This window comes from Massilia eurypsychrophila (assembly GCF_002760655.1).
In the GTDB taxonomy this organism is placed as follows: Bacteria; Pseudomonadota; Gammaproteobacteria; order Burkholderiales; family Burkholderiaceae_D; genus JAFCUW01.
In genome coordinates this window covers 1-13,282 of sequence record NZ_PDOC01000021.1, presented here as the reverse complement: position 1 = coordinate 13,282, position 13,282 = coordinate 1, and the positions used below count along the sequence as shown (strand labels likewise).

13 protein-coding genes and 1 pseudogene are annotated in these 13,282 nt (G+C 62.6%); 6 read left to right on the top strand and 8 right to left on the bottom strand.

Translation table 11 applies throughout. The features are described 5' to 3' along the window. Nucleotides 1-9: 9 nt before the first annotated feature. Nucleotides 10-915 (bottom strand): DMT family transporter, encoded by a 906-nt coding sequence (locus CR105_RS22460; protein ID WP_099792393.1) that lies wholly within the window; start codon nt 913-915, stop codon nt 10-12. 350 nt (nt 916-1,265) lie between these two features. Between CR105_RS22460 and phaP the strand changes: the two genes are divergently transcribed. Beyond that, nucleotides 1,266-1,823, top strand: coding sequence for a TIGR01841 family phasin (phaP, locus tag CR105_RS22455; RefSeq protein WP_099792391.1), 558 nt, complete (start codon nt 1,266-1,268; stop codon nt 1,821-1,823). 89 nt (nt 1,824-1,912) lie between these two features. On the opposite strand, the gene CR105_RS22450 is transcribed toward phaP, so the two are convergent. The 6 genes from CR105_RS22450 to CR105_RS22425 all read right to left on the bottom strand — a co-directional run bounded on the left by CR105_RS22450 (nt 1,913) and on the right by CR105_RS22425 (nt 7,209). Further along, nucleotides 1,913-2,635: an ABC transporter ATP-binding protein gene (locus CR105_RS22450; RefSeq protein WP_099792389.1), complete on the bottom strand. Its 723-nt coding sequence runs from the start codon at nt 2,633-2,635 to the stop codon at nt 1,913-1,915. Further along, nucleotides 2,632-3,405: an ABC transporter ATP-binding protein gene (locus CR105_RS22445; RefSeq protein WP_099792494.1), complete on the bottom strand. Its 774-nt coding sequence runs from the start codon at nt 3,403-3,405 to the stop codon at nt 2,632-2,634. Before CR105_RS22445 ends, CR105_RS22450 begins: the two co-directional genes overlap by 4 nt. A gap of 23 nt (nt 3,406-3,428) precedes the next feature. Continuing rightward, on the bottom strand, nt 3,429-4,637 hold the full coding sequence (locus CR105_RS22440) for an ABC transporter permease subunit (protein WP_099792387.1): 1,209 nt from the start codon (nt 4,635-4,637) through the stop codon (nt 3,429-3,431). Nucleotides 4,638-4,654: 17 nt separating this feature from the next. Then, a complete protein-coding gene (locus tag CR105_RS22435) occupies nt 4,655-5,584 on the bottom strand; it encodes a branched-chain amino acid ABC transporter permease (protein ID WP_099792385.1) in 930 nt (309 codons plus the stop codon). 208 nt (nt 5,585-5,792) lie between these two features. Further along, a complete protein-coding gene (ispH, locus tag CR105_RS22430) occupies nt 5,793-6,740 on the bottom strand; it encodes a 4-hydroxy-3-methylbut-2-enyl diphosphate reductase (RefSeq protein ID WP_099792383.1) in 948 nt (315 codons plus the stop codon). 13 nt (nt 6,741-6,753) lie between these two features. Continuing rightward, nucleotides 6,754-7,209 (bottom strand): FKBP-type peptidyl-prolyl cis-trans isomerase, encoded by a 456-nt coding sequence (locus CR105_RS22425; RefSeq protein ID WP_099792492.1) that lies wholly within the window; start codon nt 7,207-7,209, stop codon nt 6,754-6,756. 147 nt (nt 7,210-7,356) lie between these two features. Here CR105_RS22425 and radC point away from each other — a divergent pair, with 147 nt between their 5' ends. The 3 genes from radC to rpmG all read left to right on the top strand — a co-directional run bounded on the left by radC (nt 7,357) and on the right by rpmG (nt 8,592). After that, nucleotides 7,357-8,031 (top strand): RadC family protein, encoded by a 675-nt coding sequence (gene radC, locus CR105_RS22420; protein WP_099792382.1) that lies wholly within the window; start codon nt 7,357-7,359, stop codon nt 8,029-8,031. 143 nt (nt 8,032-8,174) lie between these two features. Beyond that, a complete protein-coding gene (rpmB, locus tag CR105_RS22415; RefSeq protein WP_099792380.1) occupies nt 8,175-8,411 on the top strand; it encodes a 50S ribosomal protein L28 in 237 nt (78 codons plus the stop codon). Between the two features lie 10 nt (nt 8,412-8,421). After that, entirely contained in the window at nt 8,422-8,592 is a 171-nt protein-coding gene (gene rpmG, locus CR105_RS22410) for a 50S ribosomal protein L33 (RefSeq protein WP_197422130.1), read from the top strand. Nucleotides 8,593-8,661: 69 nt separating this feature from the next. Here the strand turns inward: rpmG and CR105_RS22405 are convergent, their stop codons facing one another. Next, a complete protein-coding gene (locus tag CR105_RS22405; protein ID WP_099792378.1) occupies nt 8,662-11,058 on the bottom strand; it encodes a penicillin acylase family protein in 2,397 nt (798 codons plus the stop codon). Nucleotides 11,059-11,249: 191 nt separating this feature from the next. Between CR105_RS22405 and CR105_RS22400 the strand changes: the two genes are divergently transcribed. Beyond that, nucleotides 11,250-12,950, top strand: coding sequence for a DUF418 domain-containing protein (locus tag CR105_RS22400; protein WP_099792376.1), 1,701 nt, complete (start codon nt 11,250-11,252; stop codon nt 12,948-12,950). A 201-nt stretch (nt 12,951-13,151) separates the two neighbouring features. Further along, nucleotides 13,152-13,282, top strand: a pseudogene (locus tag CR105_RS29085) (IS1595 family transposase); the annotation flags it as partial.

The following is a 13,282-nucleotide window of genomic DNA, read 5'->3' as shown; positions in this document are numbered from 1 at the left end:
GGAAGCTCCTTATTTTTTGACTACAAATACAACGCCGATAACGGCAAGCACCATACCAAGTATACCGAGCAGGCTGAACGCCTCGCCGAATGCCATCCAGGCCATCACCGCAGTCGTCGGCGGCGTCAGGTACAGCAGGCTGGTCACCTGGGTGGCGTCGCTGCGGCGCAGTAACTTAAACAGCAGGAAGATGGCGCCGATCGACAGCGCCAGCACCGACCACAGCAAGGCGCCGATGAAATTTGGCGTCCACGCCACCGTCTTCAAGCCGAGGTCGAAGTCTTCGAACAGCACGGCTGCCGGCAGCAGCAGCAGCATGGTCGCCGTAAACTGGATCACGCTGCCGGTGCGCAAGTCGAAGCGCGGGCAAAAGCGCTTCTGGTACATGGTGCCGACGGTAATGGAGAACAGCGCCGCCACGCAAAACGCGATCGACAGCGCCGACAGGCCGACCAGGTTGATCTTGGCGGCCACCACCAGCGCTACGCCGCCGAGTCCGAACGCCAGTCCCAGCCATTGACGCGGGCGCACCGTCTCGCCAATCAGCGGCGCGGCCGCGGCAGTGAGAATCGGCTGCATGCCGACAATCAGCGCGGACAGTCCGGCCGGCATGCCGAGCTTGATGGCGCACCAGACGCCGGCGAGGTAGCCCGCCTGCAGCAGAATGCCGGCCACCGCGATGTGGCCGATGCCGGCCGCCTGCGGCCACGGCGCCCGCCAGATCAGCACGCACGGCACCAGCAGCACCAGCACGCCGGCGCAGCGCAGGATCAGGAAGGTTAAAGGCGGGGCGTACGGCAGGCCGAACTTGGCGACGATAAAGCCGGTGCTCCACAGCAGTACGAAGAAGATGGGCACCGGCGAGAGCCAGGCTGGAGTGGAACGCGCTGCAACATCGGACGGAAGGTTTGACATCAATCAGGAACGCAAAGGGACAATACAGCCGATGCGCCGAATCAGCAGGCAGGAAGCGCGATGGATTAAGTCTATCATGGGCGCGCCGAAGATGTTTCCCCACCCCAATCCCTATGAGGAATGGGTAGGTTTGATTCCCGCTGCATATTGTTTCCGTGATAACTCGACTTGACTTAATTTTAATTTGTGCACCGCACCAAAAGTGCTTGACGTTCCATAAAAATTCAGTAAAATAGACTTTGTTGCGCTGCACAATATATGTCCGGCGAGAGATGTACAGACTTCACCTGCTTCCCCGGTATCTAGCAACATTCGTTATTAACGTTATTCAACAATCATTGGAGAATTATATGTTTGCAATCCCTGAGCAGTTTTCGAACGCCACCAAAGCCAATTTCGAACAGCAGTTCGCCGTTTTCTCGTCGCTGACTGCCAAGGCCTTCGAAGGCATGGAAAAGCTGGTCGAGCTGAACATCACCGCCGCCAAGGCATCGCTGGAAGAGTCGTCGGCTGCTGCGCGCCAACTCCTCGCTGCCAAGGATCCGCAAGAATTCTTCTCGCTGGCCGCTGCACAGACCCAGCCTACCGCCGAAAAAGCAATGTCGTACAGCAAGCAAGTCGCTGCGATCGTTGCCGGCACCCAGGCCGAGTTCACCAGCGCCGCCGAAACGCAGATCGCTGAAACCAACCGCAAGGTCATCAGCCTGGTCGACGAAGTGAGCAAGAACGCGCCTGCCGGTTCGGAGAATGTTGTTGCCGCCTTCAAAGCGTCGCTGGGCAATGCAAACGCCGGCTACGAGCAGCTGACCAAGACCGGCAAGCAAGCCGCTGAAGCGATCGAAACCAACGTGACCGCAGCCGTGAACCAGTTCACCCAGGCTGCCCAGAAAGTCGCTGGCAAGAAGTAATCCTCACCGGCCTGGCCGGAATAAAAAAGCCTCGATTCGTCGAGGCTTTTTTTCGTCCGGATCTTTCATGCAAAAAGCTGGTGTCAGGGTTATTCGCCGAGGTAGGCCGCTTGCACGCGCGGGTCGTGCAGCATGTCGGCGGCGTTGCCGGTCATGATGATGGCGCCGGAATCCATCACGTAGCCGCGGTGCGCCGCTTCCAGCGCCAGCTTGGCGTTCTGCTCGACCAGCAGGATCGTGATGCCTTGCTTCGAGACGTCGCGGATGACCTCGAAAATTTTCTCGACCATGATCGGCGCCAGGCCCATCGATGGCTCGTCGAGCAGCAGCAGGTTCGGGTGGCTCATCAGTGCGCGCGCCATCGCCAGCATCTGCTGCTCGCCGCCCGACAAGGTGCCGGCCATCTGCGCAGCCCGCTCCTTCAGGCGCGGAAACACGCTGAACCATTTCTCGATGTCGGCGTCGACCCCGGCCTTGTCGTCGCGCGTGTAGGCGCCCATCAACAGGTTTTCCTGGATCGTCATGCGGGTAAACACGCCCCGCCCTTCCGGCACCATCGCCAGCCTTTTCTCGACCATCTGGTACGAATGGACGCCCTTGAGCGGCTGGCCCATGTAGCTGATCACGCCTTCGACGCTGCACTCCGGCAGGGTGCCGGTGATTGCCTTCAAGGTGGTGGTCTTGCCGGCGCCGTTGGCGCCGATCAGGGTAACCAGCTCGCCCTTGTTCACTTCGAGGTCGATGCCCTTGACCGCCTTGATGCCGCCGTACGCGACTTTCAGTCCCGCTATTCTAAGGATGTTGTCGCTCATTTATGCGCGCCTCCGAGGTAGGCGTCGATGACTGCCTGATTCTTTTGTATGTCGGCCGGTAAGCCTTCGGCGATCGGTTTGCCGTACTCGAGCACGGTGATGCGGTCGCACAGGCCCATCATCAGCTTGACGTCGTGCTCGATCAGCAGCACGGTCTTGCCTTCGTTCTTGATCTTGACCAGCAGTTCGCGCAGCGCCAGCTTTTCGGTCGCGTTCATGCCGGCGGCCGGTTCGTCCAGCGCCAGCAGTTGCGGGTCGGTCGCCAGCGCACGGGCAATCTCGAGCCGGCGCTGGTCGCCGTACGACAGGAACTTGGCGGTGCGGTTGGCGAACTGGCCGATGCCGACAAAGTCGAGCAGCTCCTGGGCGCGCGCACGGATCGACGCTTCTTCGATGCGCGCCGCCTTGTGGCGAAACACCGCGCCGAACACGCCCTGGTGCGAGCGCACGTGGCGCCCGACCATGACGTTTTCGAGCGCCGTCATCTCGCCAAACAGGCGGATGTTCTGGAACGTGCGGGCGATGCCGGCCTTGGCCACTTCGTGCGGCGCCGACGGCGAATACGGTTTGCCGGCCAGCTCGAAGGTGCCGGTGTCGGGCTGGTACAGCCCGGTAATGACGTTGAAGAAGGTGGTCTTGCCGGCGCCGTTCGGTCCGATCAGGCCGTAGATCTGGCCTTTCATGATCTTGATGCCGACTTCAGTCAGCGCCTGCAGGCCGCCGAAGCGCTTGTTGACGCCGGCGATGTTAAGAATGATCTGTTCGCTCATGATTGCTTGTCCTTGCGCGGCCATCAGGCCGGAAACACTTCGGCCTTGTTGGTCTCGGCCGCTTCGGGCCGGTCTTCGTGTTTCGGCGACGGCCACAGGCCGGCCGGACGATTCAGCATGATCAGCACCAGCGCCAGGCCGTACAGCAATTGACGCAGCACTTCGGACTCGATGACGATCTTGCCGAAGACGGCCATCTGGACCGGCTCGACGATGTGGCGCAGCACTTCGGGCAAGGCCGCCAGCAGCACGCCGCCCATGATGACGCCCGGAATGTGGCCAATGCCGCCCAGCACCACCATCGCCAGCACGGCGATCGATTCGGTCAGCGAGAACGATTCGGGCGACACGAAGCCCTGGAACGAGGCGAACATGGCGCCGGCCACGCCGCCGAACGATGCGCCCATCGAAAACGCCAGCAGCTTGACATTGCGCGTGTTGATGCCCATCGCCTTGGCGGCGATTTCGTCTTCGCGAATCGCCACCCAGGCGCGGCCCAGGCGCGAATGCTGCAGGCGCGAGGTGACGAACACGATGGCGATGCACAGGAACAGGAACAGGAAATAGTAGGCGTTCACCGACGGCATTGAAAAGTCGCCGATGATGACGTTGGCGCGCGAACCGGGCTCGCCGGCCAGGTTGACGGCGAAGATCCGGATCGGGTCGATCGAGTTGATGCCCTGTGGACCGTTGGTGAAGTTGATCGGGTCGTTCAGGTTGTTCATGAAGATGCGGATAATTTCGCCGAAGCCGAGCGTGACGATGGCCAGGTAGTCGCCGCGCAGCTTCAGCGTCGGCGCGCCGAGCAAGGCGCCGAAGAAGCCCGCCACCAGCGCCGCGAGCGGCACGATGATCCATACCGACAGGTGGATGCCGTTCTGCGCGATCTCCGGTCCGAAGACCGACACCAGCGCATTGCCGACTGTCGGGTTGTAGTTGACGATCGATTCGAGCAGCATGGCGAACTGCGGCGACGCCAGCAATCCGGTCAGGTAGGCGCCGACGGCGAAGAAGGCGATGTAGCCGAGGTCGAGCAGGCCGGCGAAGCCGACCACGATGTTCAGCCCGAGCGCCAGCATGATGTAGAGCAGCGCGATGTCGATGATCCGCACCCACGAGTTGCCGTACTGGGCGGCAACGAACGGGAAGATCAGCAAGCCGATCAGCAGGATCGCCATGCTGGCGTAGGCCTGGCGCGGCTTGTTGGTGACGTCGAAATTGAGGAGAGCCATGATGTTCCTTTAGCGGGTCAGGCGCGGTCGGCGACGCGTTCGCCCATGATGCCGGACGGCCGGATCGTGAGCACGATGATGAGGACCACGAAGGCGAAGATATCCTGGTAGTGGCTGCCAAGGAAGCCGCCCGTCAGGTCGCCGATGTAGCCGGCGCCGAGGCTCTCGATGATGCCGAGTAAAATGCCGCCGATCATCGCGCCGTAGATGTTGCCGATGCCGCCCAGCACCGCGGCGCAGAACGCCTTCAGGCCAGGCAAGGTGCCCATCGCAAAGGCGATCGAGGCATAGTTGGCGCCCCACATCACGCCGGCGACAGCGGCCAGCGCGGCGCCGATGGCGAAGGTGGCGACGATCACCATGTTCGCGTCGACGCCCATCAGGCCGGCCACGCGCGGGTTTTCGGCGACGGCGCGCATGGCGCGGCCCATCTTGGTTTTTTCAACGAGGAACACCAGGCCGAGCATGGCCAGCGCGGCGAGCACCAGCAGCAGCAGCTGGGTTTGTGAAATGACGGCGCCGCCGATCATGATCGGCTCGGACGACAGCAACTGGGGAAACGGCAGCGGGCTGCGGCCCCAGATCATCATGGCAAACGTCTGCAGCAGGATCGACACGCCGATCGCGGTGATCAGGGGCGCCAGGCGCGGCGCGTTGCGCAGCCGGCGGTAGGCGACCCGTTCGATGATGATGTTGACCAGCATACAGGCGGGAACGGCACAGGCAATCGCGATGAACAGGTCGATATAGCCGGGCAAGCCGGGCGCGAACACTTCCAGCAGTTTGAGCACCGTCAGGCCGACCATGGCGCCGATCATCAGCACGTCGCCGTGGGCGAAGTTGATCAGGTTCAGCACGCCGTACACCATCGTATAGCCTAGCGCGATCAGGGCGTACATGCTGCCCAGCACCAGACCGTTGATAATCTGTTGGATAAAGGTATCCATGTTTTCGGTTGTCTCTTTCTCTTCGTTCTAACAAAAACGGCACCCGGAGGATCTCCCCGCAGTGCCGCTCTGGCCTTACGCCGCGTATTGACACCGATCACGCACGCTCCGCGCAATCCGAGCGTCGCCATGATAGCGATGTTTTCCGAAAACTAATATCGGAAAATAACAACCGGACACATTTAGTTTTTCCTGCGGTCAACTTGCTTCAGGCGATGACGGCCTTGATGCCGTCCAGCCCTTTCGGCATCGGGAACGTCACATGCTCCTCGACACCTTCGAGCGCCCGCACGCTGCGCGCGCCCAGTTCCTTGAGCCGGTCGATCACCGCCTGTACCAGCACTTCGGGCGCCGAGGCGCCGGCGGTGACGCCGATGCGCAGCTTGCCGACCAGCCAATCCGGGTCGATCTGCGAGGCGTCGTCGATCATGTAGGCCGGCGTGCCCATCTTGTCGGCCACTTCGCGCAGGCGGTTCGAGTTCGAGCTGTTCGGGCTGCCCACGACGATCACCAGTTCCACCTGCGGCGCCATGAACTTGACCGCTTCCTGGCGGTTGGTGGTGGCGTAGCAGATGTCGCCCTTCTTCGGCTCGATGATGGCGGGGAACTTGCGCTTGAGGGCGGCGATGACGGCGGCGGTGTCGTCGACCGACAGCGTGGTCTGCGACACGTAGGCGACCTTGTCGGGGTTGGCCACTTGCAAGGTATCGACGTCGGCGACGGTTTCGACCAGGTGCATGCCGGCCTCGGCCTGCCCCATGGTGCCTTCGACTTCAGGATGGCCGTCGTGGCCGATCATGATGATTTCGCAGCCAAGCGCGCGCATCTTCGACACCTCGACGTGCACCTTGGTCACCAGCGGACAGGTGGCATCAAAAATGGTCAGGCCGCGGGCGGTCGCTTCTGCGCGCACCGCTTTTGATACGCCGTGCGCCGAAAACACCAGCGTATTGCCGGCCGGGACATCATCGAGATCCTCGATGAAGATGGCGCCCTTGTTGCGCAGGTCGGCGACGACGTAGGCGTTGTGGACGATTTCGTGGCGCACATAGATTGGCGCACCGAACTGCAGCAGCGCGCGCTCGACGATTTCGATGGCGCGGTCGACGCCGGCGCAAAAACCGCGCGGCTGGGCTAGGAGAATTTCGCTGTCCATGGGAATCCCGTCCTTACAACACTGAAATGAGCTTCACTTCAAACATCAGCGGCTTGCCGGCCAGCGGATGGTTGAAGTCGAAGAGGCAGGTCGTGGCGCCCAGTTCGCGCAGCACGCCGGCGAAGCGGCCGCCGCCGGGCGCGGCGAAGTCGACCAGGTCGCCGACCTGGTAGTTCGCGCCCGGCGCCGAGTTTTCGTCGAGCGTGGCGCGCGATACCGACTGGATCATGTCGGCATTGCGCTCGCCGAACCCTTCGGCCGCGGCCAGATGGAACGTCTGGTGGCTGCCTTCGGCCATGCCGAGCAGGCGCTGCTCGAGGAAAGGCGCGAGCTGATTCTGCCCCAGCATCAAGGTGGCGGGGTTCCCGGCGAAGGTAGTGACGATATCAGTACCGTCCGCCGTGGCGAGCCGATAATGCAAGGTGAGGTAGGCCGAGTCGGTGACGACGGCCGGAGACGCTTGGGTCATGGTGATGGTTCTGGCGTGCAAAGCGATATTGTAAGCCACCAGCAGCAAAACCGGGCCGTTGCGCGATCTGGCGGCTGTTCGGCCCACGTCAAAACCGGAGCCCGCCCCCCATCGGGTCAGGCCCCAGACGCGAAGGACGCTAACTATATGGGGATTAACAACTGGCCGGAACAGGACCGCCCGCGCGAACGGCTGATCGCCGGCGGCCCGCGCGCGCTGTCGAGCGCCGAACTGCTGGCCGTGTTCCTGCGCGTCGGCGTCAAGGGCGTCAACGCCGTCAAGCTGGCCGAAAACATGATCGCTCACTTCGGCTCGCTCAATGCCTTGTTCGGCGCCAGCCTGGCCGAGTTCTCGCAGATTAACGGCCTGGGGCCGGCCAAGTACGCCCAGCTGCAGGCGGTGATGGAGCTGGCGCGGCGCGCCATCGGCGAACAGATGCAGTGCGGCCAGACGCTCGGTTCGCCCGAGGCGGTCAAGCTGTACCTGCGCATGACGCTCAGCCAGCGTGCCCACGAATCGTTCGTGGTGTTGTTCCTGGACGTCAAAAACCGCCTGATCGTCAGCGAGGAAATGTTCCGCGGCACCCTCACCCACACCAGCGTCTATCCGCGCGAAGTGGTCAAGGCGGCCCTGCGGCACAATGCCGCCGGCGTCATGCTGGCGCACAACCACCCGTCCGGCACGCCCGAGCCGAGCGAGTCGGACTTGGTGCTCACGCGCGCGCTGGTGCAGGCGCTGGCGCTGGTTGATGTGCGTATTCTCGACCACTTTGTTGTAGCCGGCCCACACGTGCATTCCTTCGCGGAACACGGCCAGCTATAAGGGTTTGCACCCTCAACGACAATTGTTAAATTTATCGACAAGTCGAAAGACACAATTGTTTTCCGCAAGTGATTGATTCCGCGATGCTTTTCACGCTATACTCTCGTTTTTCCCGATTGCGGAAGTTTACTAAGGAGTGCGCTATGGCACGTGTTTGCCAAGTAACTGGCAAGGGTCCGATGGTTGGCAACAACGTCTCCCACGCTAACAACAAAACGAAGCGTCGTTTTCTGCCTAACCTGCAGAACCGTCGTATTTTCGTGGAATCGGAAAACCGCTGGGTCTCCCTGCGCTTGTCCAACGCCGGTCTGCGCGTAATCGACAAAGTCGGCATCGATGCCGTCCTGGTCGACATGCGTGCCCGTGGCGTTAAAGTTTAATTAGGGAGCTATCATGGCAAAAACTGGCCGCGACAAAATCAAGCTGGAATCGACTGCAGGCACGGGTCACTTCTACACCACCGACAAGAACAAGCGCACGATGCCTGCAAAAATGGAGATCATGAAGTTCGATCCCAAGGCACGTAAGCACGTCATGTACAAAGAAACAAAGATCAAGTAATCCGCGATCCCACTTTCAGTACCAAAAGAGCCGCCCACTTCACCGTGCGCGGCTCTTTTGCCATCTGGCTCACCTGGCCGGCTGCAGCACGATGGTGCTCTCGGTGACGGCCTCGATCAGCTTGCGCGAATACAGCAGCGGGAAATACTCGCCCTTGCCCCACGCCGCGGCCAGGTCGCGATAGTGCGGACTGTCCGGGTCGCCCGACTGGCCCGGCGTGTTGATCGCGCGCGAGTTGTCCCAGTTGCCGACATCGACCACGACGCGGAACGACGGACCGTTGAGCTTGAGGAAGTCGCTCGGCCGGTAGCCGGACTGGTTGACCGTGTGCGCCCCGCCCTGCGCCTGGAACGGCCCGACGTTGAGCTTGCCGCGCAGCGATTCGTCGCCGAGGATGCTCATCGGATGGGCAAAATAGCTGTAATGCAGTTTGCCCCAGTGCCACGCTTTCGGGTCCGGGCCGCCGGCCAGCTCCAGCTCGGCGAACGCGGCGGCCAGGCTGGTCAGCAAGACCTGGTCGCGCCGCGCCCTGGCATCGCGGCCGAACGTGGCCGCCGGCCGTTCCAGCGCGGCCATCATGCCGGTGGCGTCGGCGCTGCCGACCGCGGCGGCCGACTTCGCATCGAGCACGGCGGCAAGGTAGGCCTTGTTCAGGTGGCGCGACCACCACACTTCGAACAGCGCCGCCTGCGGCGACTCGCGCGTTTCGACCGCGTCCCAGCCGCGCAGCAGGCTTAGCGCCGCGCGCGTTTTCGGCTCGGCCGAGCGCAGCGGCGCCAGCAGCGCCACCATGCGCCGCGCCGGCACCGACAGCACGTCGTTTTGCAGGCGCATCGAATCCTCGATCGACACCTTTCCCTTGCGGCCGAGCACTTCGCTGATGCGCACCTGGCGCGCATTGTTGGGCCACTCGAAGCCGAGTTTGTGCTTGGCATACGGAAAACCGTCCGGTAGGTTCATTTCGTTGGCCGACGCAAACCAGCCCTTCTTCGGATTCAGGCTGAACGGCAGCTTGTCGCCCGGCAGAAAGCCGTCCCACTCGTAGCGGCCGTCGCCCGGCACCGGCAGCAGCCCGTCCCAGTTAGGACGGATCGGCGTCAGGCCGCCAGGCACCCAGCCGATATTGCCGGCGGTGTCGGCGTAGACCTGGTTTTCGGTCGGCGCGCCCCAATTGAGCATAGCCTTCTTGAACTCGCCGAAGTTCTTCGCCAACATGTAATCGATGCTGCCGAAGTAAGGCGCCATGCCCGCCTCCAGCCAGCCGGAGCGCACCGCAAAGGCGCGCTGCTTGGCCGCTTCGGTGAAAATCAGCGGACCGTGGCGCGTGAACAACATGTCGGTGGTAACCGGCGCGGCGCCTTTGACTGCAATGGTTTCCTTCAACACCTTGACGTTCTCCCACTGCCCGCGGTACTTGTACTGCATGCGGTTCGCTGGGTTGAGCTCGTACACGTACAGGTCTTCCTGGTCGATGCTGAATATGGTCAAGCCGAAAGCGATCGTGCCGTTGTGGCCGATCGACACGCCCGGCAGCGCCGGCTCGCCCGCGCCGATGACGTTCATGCCAGGCGCGTTCAGGTGCGCGATGTAGCGCAGCGACGGCGCCGAATAGGCGCGGTGCGGATCGTTCGCCATGATCGGCCGGCCGGTCGCCGATTTCGACGGCGCCACGACCCAGTTGTTGCTCCCTTCCATACGCTGCAGGTCGAGGTCGGCGCCGGCCACCTGCTCCGGCAAGTCGAGCGCGGCGACCTTCTGGTTCTTGCCGAACCAGACGTTTTCGGTCGCCAGCTTGAACGTATCGAGCAGGCCGGCCGGCAGGCATGGGTCGAGCCCGGCCGGCAGCTGGGTTTTCCACGCCGGCTGCAAGGTGCTGCGCACCTGGTCCGCTTCCAGGCTGGCATTGCAGGCAACGGCGGCGCGCGCCACTTCGAGGGTCAGGTTGCGCGTCAGGCCATGGCTGCGGATGCGCACCACGTCCTCGGCCTTCCACCTGGCCGGCGAGTAGGCTAGCCGGCGAAATTCGAACGGCAGCGCGGCCGGCGTGCGGGCGACGTAGTCGACATAGGCGTTGATGCCGGCAACAAAGCGTTCGGTGATACGCTGTGCGCCCTGGCCGTACGACTGCCACTCTTTCTGCATGTCGCCGCGGTACAGGAACAGCCGGCTCGCCTTGTCCTGCTCGAGGTAGGCCGGGCCCAGCACCGAGGCCAGTTCGCCAAGGCCGCGGCGGCGCCACAGGTCGATCTGGAACAGGCGGTCGCGGGCGGCATTGAAGCCCTGCGCGAAGAAGGCATCGTCCTGGCTTTGCGCATAGATATGCGGCACGCCCCAGCGGTCGACCAGGATCTCGGCCCCCTGCTCCAGCCCGGCAACCTTGATGACCTGGCTCGGTACGGCGGCAGTGGCGGCGCCGGCGGCAAGGCATAAAACAACGGAAGGCAACAGGTGGCGCGGACTCTTCATCAATATTCTCGATCAGTTCTGAGGAACGGAAAGTATAGAGGACATTGAATGTTTTGCTGGCAACATCAATACCGGGATTCCTTCGCCGGTGCCACATTTTCCGCAGTTCGTCATATTTCGGGGGCATTTTGTAGTCACCCGATCTATGATGGCAAGACATTAACCCTTGGCTGACGGGAACAAAAACAACCATGCACACCCTTACAGACTTGCCGCAGGCCGTGGAACTGGCGCCGGTGCCGACCAACCAGCGCATCGAAGCACTCGACGTGGTGCGCGGCTTCGCGCTGATCGGCATCTGCCTGATGAATGTGGAGTTTTTCAACCGCGCCACCGGCACCGTCGGCCAGGGCATGCCGGCCGGGCTGACCGGGCTAGACTGGCTGGCGTCGTTCTTTGTCGCCTACTTTGTCACTGGTAAATTCTGGACCATTTTCTCGATGCTGTTCGGCATGGGCTTCGCCGTCATGCTGACGCGCGCCGAAAGCGCCGGCCGCGGTTTCTTCAAGCCGTATCTGCGGCGGATCGCCGCGCTGGCGATGTTCGGCATCCTGCACTACATCTTCCTGTTCGCCGGCGACATCCTGTTCAGCTACTCGTTGGCCGCGGTATTCCTGCTGGTGGTGTTGTACGGCAAGGCGAAATGGATCGTCGCGGCCACCGTCGCGCTGATCGGGCTGGCGCTCCTGCCCGGCTTCGGGCCCGCTGCCGGCGGCGCCGCCGGCTCGCTGGCGCTGTGCGGCCTGATGGCGCTATACCTGCGCAGCGAGCGGCGCCCGTTCGGGCTGTCGGTAATGTCGCTGATCTTTCTGGTAATCGGCGCCATCGGCGCCATCGCCGCCGTTGCCGTGTGGGTCATTCAAGGGGTGCCGATGGAAGCGCGCGGCCCGGTCACCGCGGCCAGCGTGCTGTTCCTGCTGCTGTCGTTCTTGGCGCAGAAATACCGCGACCCGCTCGAAAAGCGCCCGTTGCGCGCCGGCGTTGCGATGTACCTGCTGATATTTACGATGATGACGATCGGCGGCCTGGCCGCCTACCTGACCCCGCCCGCGGCCGTGGCGCTGGGCGCCGCCCCGGCCGGCGTCGTTGCCAGCGCAGACCCGAAGAAAGCCGACGCCAAGCCGGATCTGGCGAAGCAACAGAAAAAGGCGGAAGCGGAAGCGCTCAAGGCCAGGAAGCTGAAGGAAGACGCGGCCGCAATCGTCAACGAAAACAAGGTCATGAGCACCGGCAGTTATGCCGACGTGACCGTGTTGCGCCTGAAGCACTTTAGTGAAAACGCGCCGCTGCAAGGCAGCTTCGCCATCATCCTGGTCGCCATGTTCCTGATCGGCACCTGGTTCATCCGTTCGGGCATCATGGCCAACACGGCGGCCAACTTGCCTCTGTTTCGCAAGCTCGCCTACGTCGGCCTGCCGGCCGGCATCGCGCTGGGCCTGGCTAGCGCCCTCATCAGTACCGGCAGTGTGCCGGGCAACGATCAAGATGGCTACATGTTCGCGCTTGGCCTGCAGATGCTGGGCAACCTGCCGGCCTGCCTGGGCTACGTGGCGATGATCGTGCTGATGCTGCACAGCGGCTCGGCGTTTTCCAACGTCAAGGTGCTCGGGCCGTTCGGCCGCATGGCGCTGACCAACTACCTGCTGCAGTCGGTGGTGATGTCGATGTTCTTTTTCGGCTACGGCCTGGGCAACTGGGGCATGGGACGCGCGATACAACTGCTGTTTGCGCTGGCACTGTGCGCGCTGCAAGTTCTCTTCAGCCACTGGTGGCTGGCGCGCTTTCGCTACGGTCCGGCGGAGTGGCTGTGGCGCGCGATCACCTACATGACGATCCCGGCGATGCGCAACGACAGCGCGCCGGCGGCGGCCCGCGCGCAGCCGACCGCCTAAATTCGCCGCCATAACAATTCGCATAACAATTGGGGTCAGACCCGTTTCTTCGTCGGTCACACCGGGGTTTCGCCATCAATCAATCGGGTCTGACCCCAATTTAAATATTGATTAGCGCTGATCTTCATCTTAATTGAACATAGCCCACCGACGAGTGTCCAACTTCTATGAGCGCGCATAGCGGCGATGAGAGGAGCGGAGATGGCGGCGATGAATCGAGTGCAGTTTCAACCCGGGTTGAGCCTGACGCAGTTCATGGAGCGCTACGGGACCCAGGCCCAGTGTGAGAAGGAGCTCGAAAAATGCCGTTGGCCCGATGGTTTTGTATGTCC

Bases quoted from the DNA above. Each gene is read 5' to 3' on its own strand.
- CR105_RS22460 (WP_099792393.1), bottom strand. From the start codon at position 915: ATGTCAAACCTTCCGTCCGATGTTGCAGCGCGTTCCACTCCAGCCTGG.
- phaP (WP_099792391.1), top strand. From the start codon at position 1,266: ATGTTTGCAATCCCTGAGCAGTTTTCGAACGCCACCAAAGCCAATTTC.
- CR105_RS22450 (WP_099792389.1), bottom strand. From the start codon at position 2,635: ATGAGCGACAACATCCTTAGAATAGCGGGACTGAAAGTCGCGTACGGC.
- CR105_RS22445 (WP_099792494.1), bottom strand. From the start codon at position 3,405: ATGAGCGAACAGATCATTCTTAACATCGCCGGCGTCAACAAGCGCTTC.
- CR105_RS22440 (WP_099792387.1), bottom strand. From the start codon at position 4,637: ATGGCTCTCCTCAATTTCGACGTCACCAACAAGCCGCGCCAGGCCTAC.
- CR105_RS22435 (WP_099792385.1), bottom strand. From the start codon at position 5,584: ATGGATACCTTTATCCAACAGATTATCAACGGTCTGGTGCTGGGCAGC.
- ispH (WP_099792383.1), bottom strand. From the start codon at position 6,740: ATGGACAGCGAAATTCTCCTAGCCCAGCCGCGCGGTTTTTGCGCCGGC.
- CR105_RS22425 (WP_099792492.1), bottom strand. From the start codon at position 7,209: ATGACCCAAGCGTCTCCGGCCGTCGTCACCGACTCGGCCTACCTCACC.
- radC (WP_099792382.1), top strand. From the start codon at position 7,357: ATGGGGATTAACAACTGGCCGGAACAGGACCGCCCGCGCGAACGGCTG.
- rpmB (WP_099792380.1), top strand. From the start codon at position 8,175: ATGGCACGTGTTTGCCAAGTAACTGGCAAGGGTCCGATGGTTGGCAAC.
- CR105_RS22405 (WP_099792378.1), bottom strand. From the start codon at position 11,058: ATGAAGAGTCCGCGCCACCTGTTGCCTTCCGTTGTTTTATGCCTTGCC.
- CR105_RS22400 (WP_099792376.1), top strand. From the start codon at position 11,250: ATGCACACCCTTACAGACTTGCCGCAGGCCGTGGAACTGGCGCCGGTG.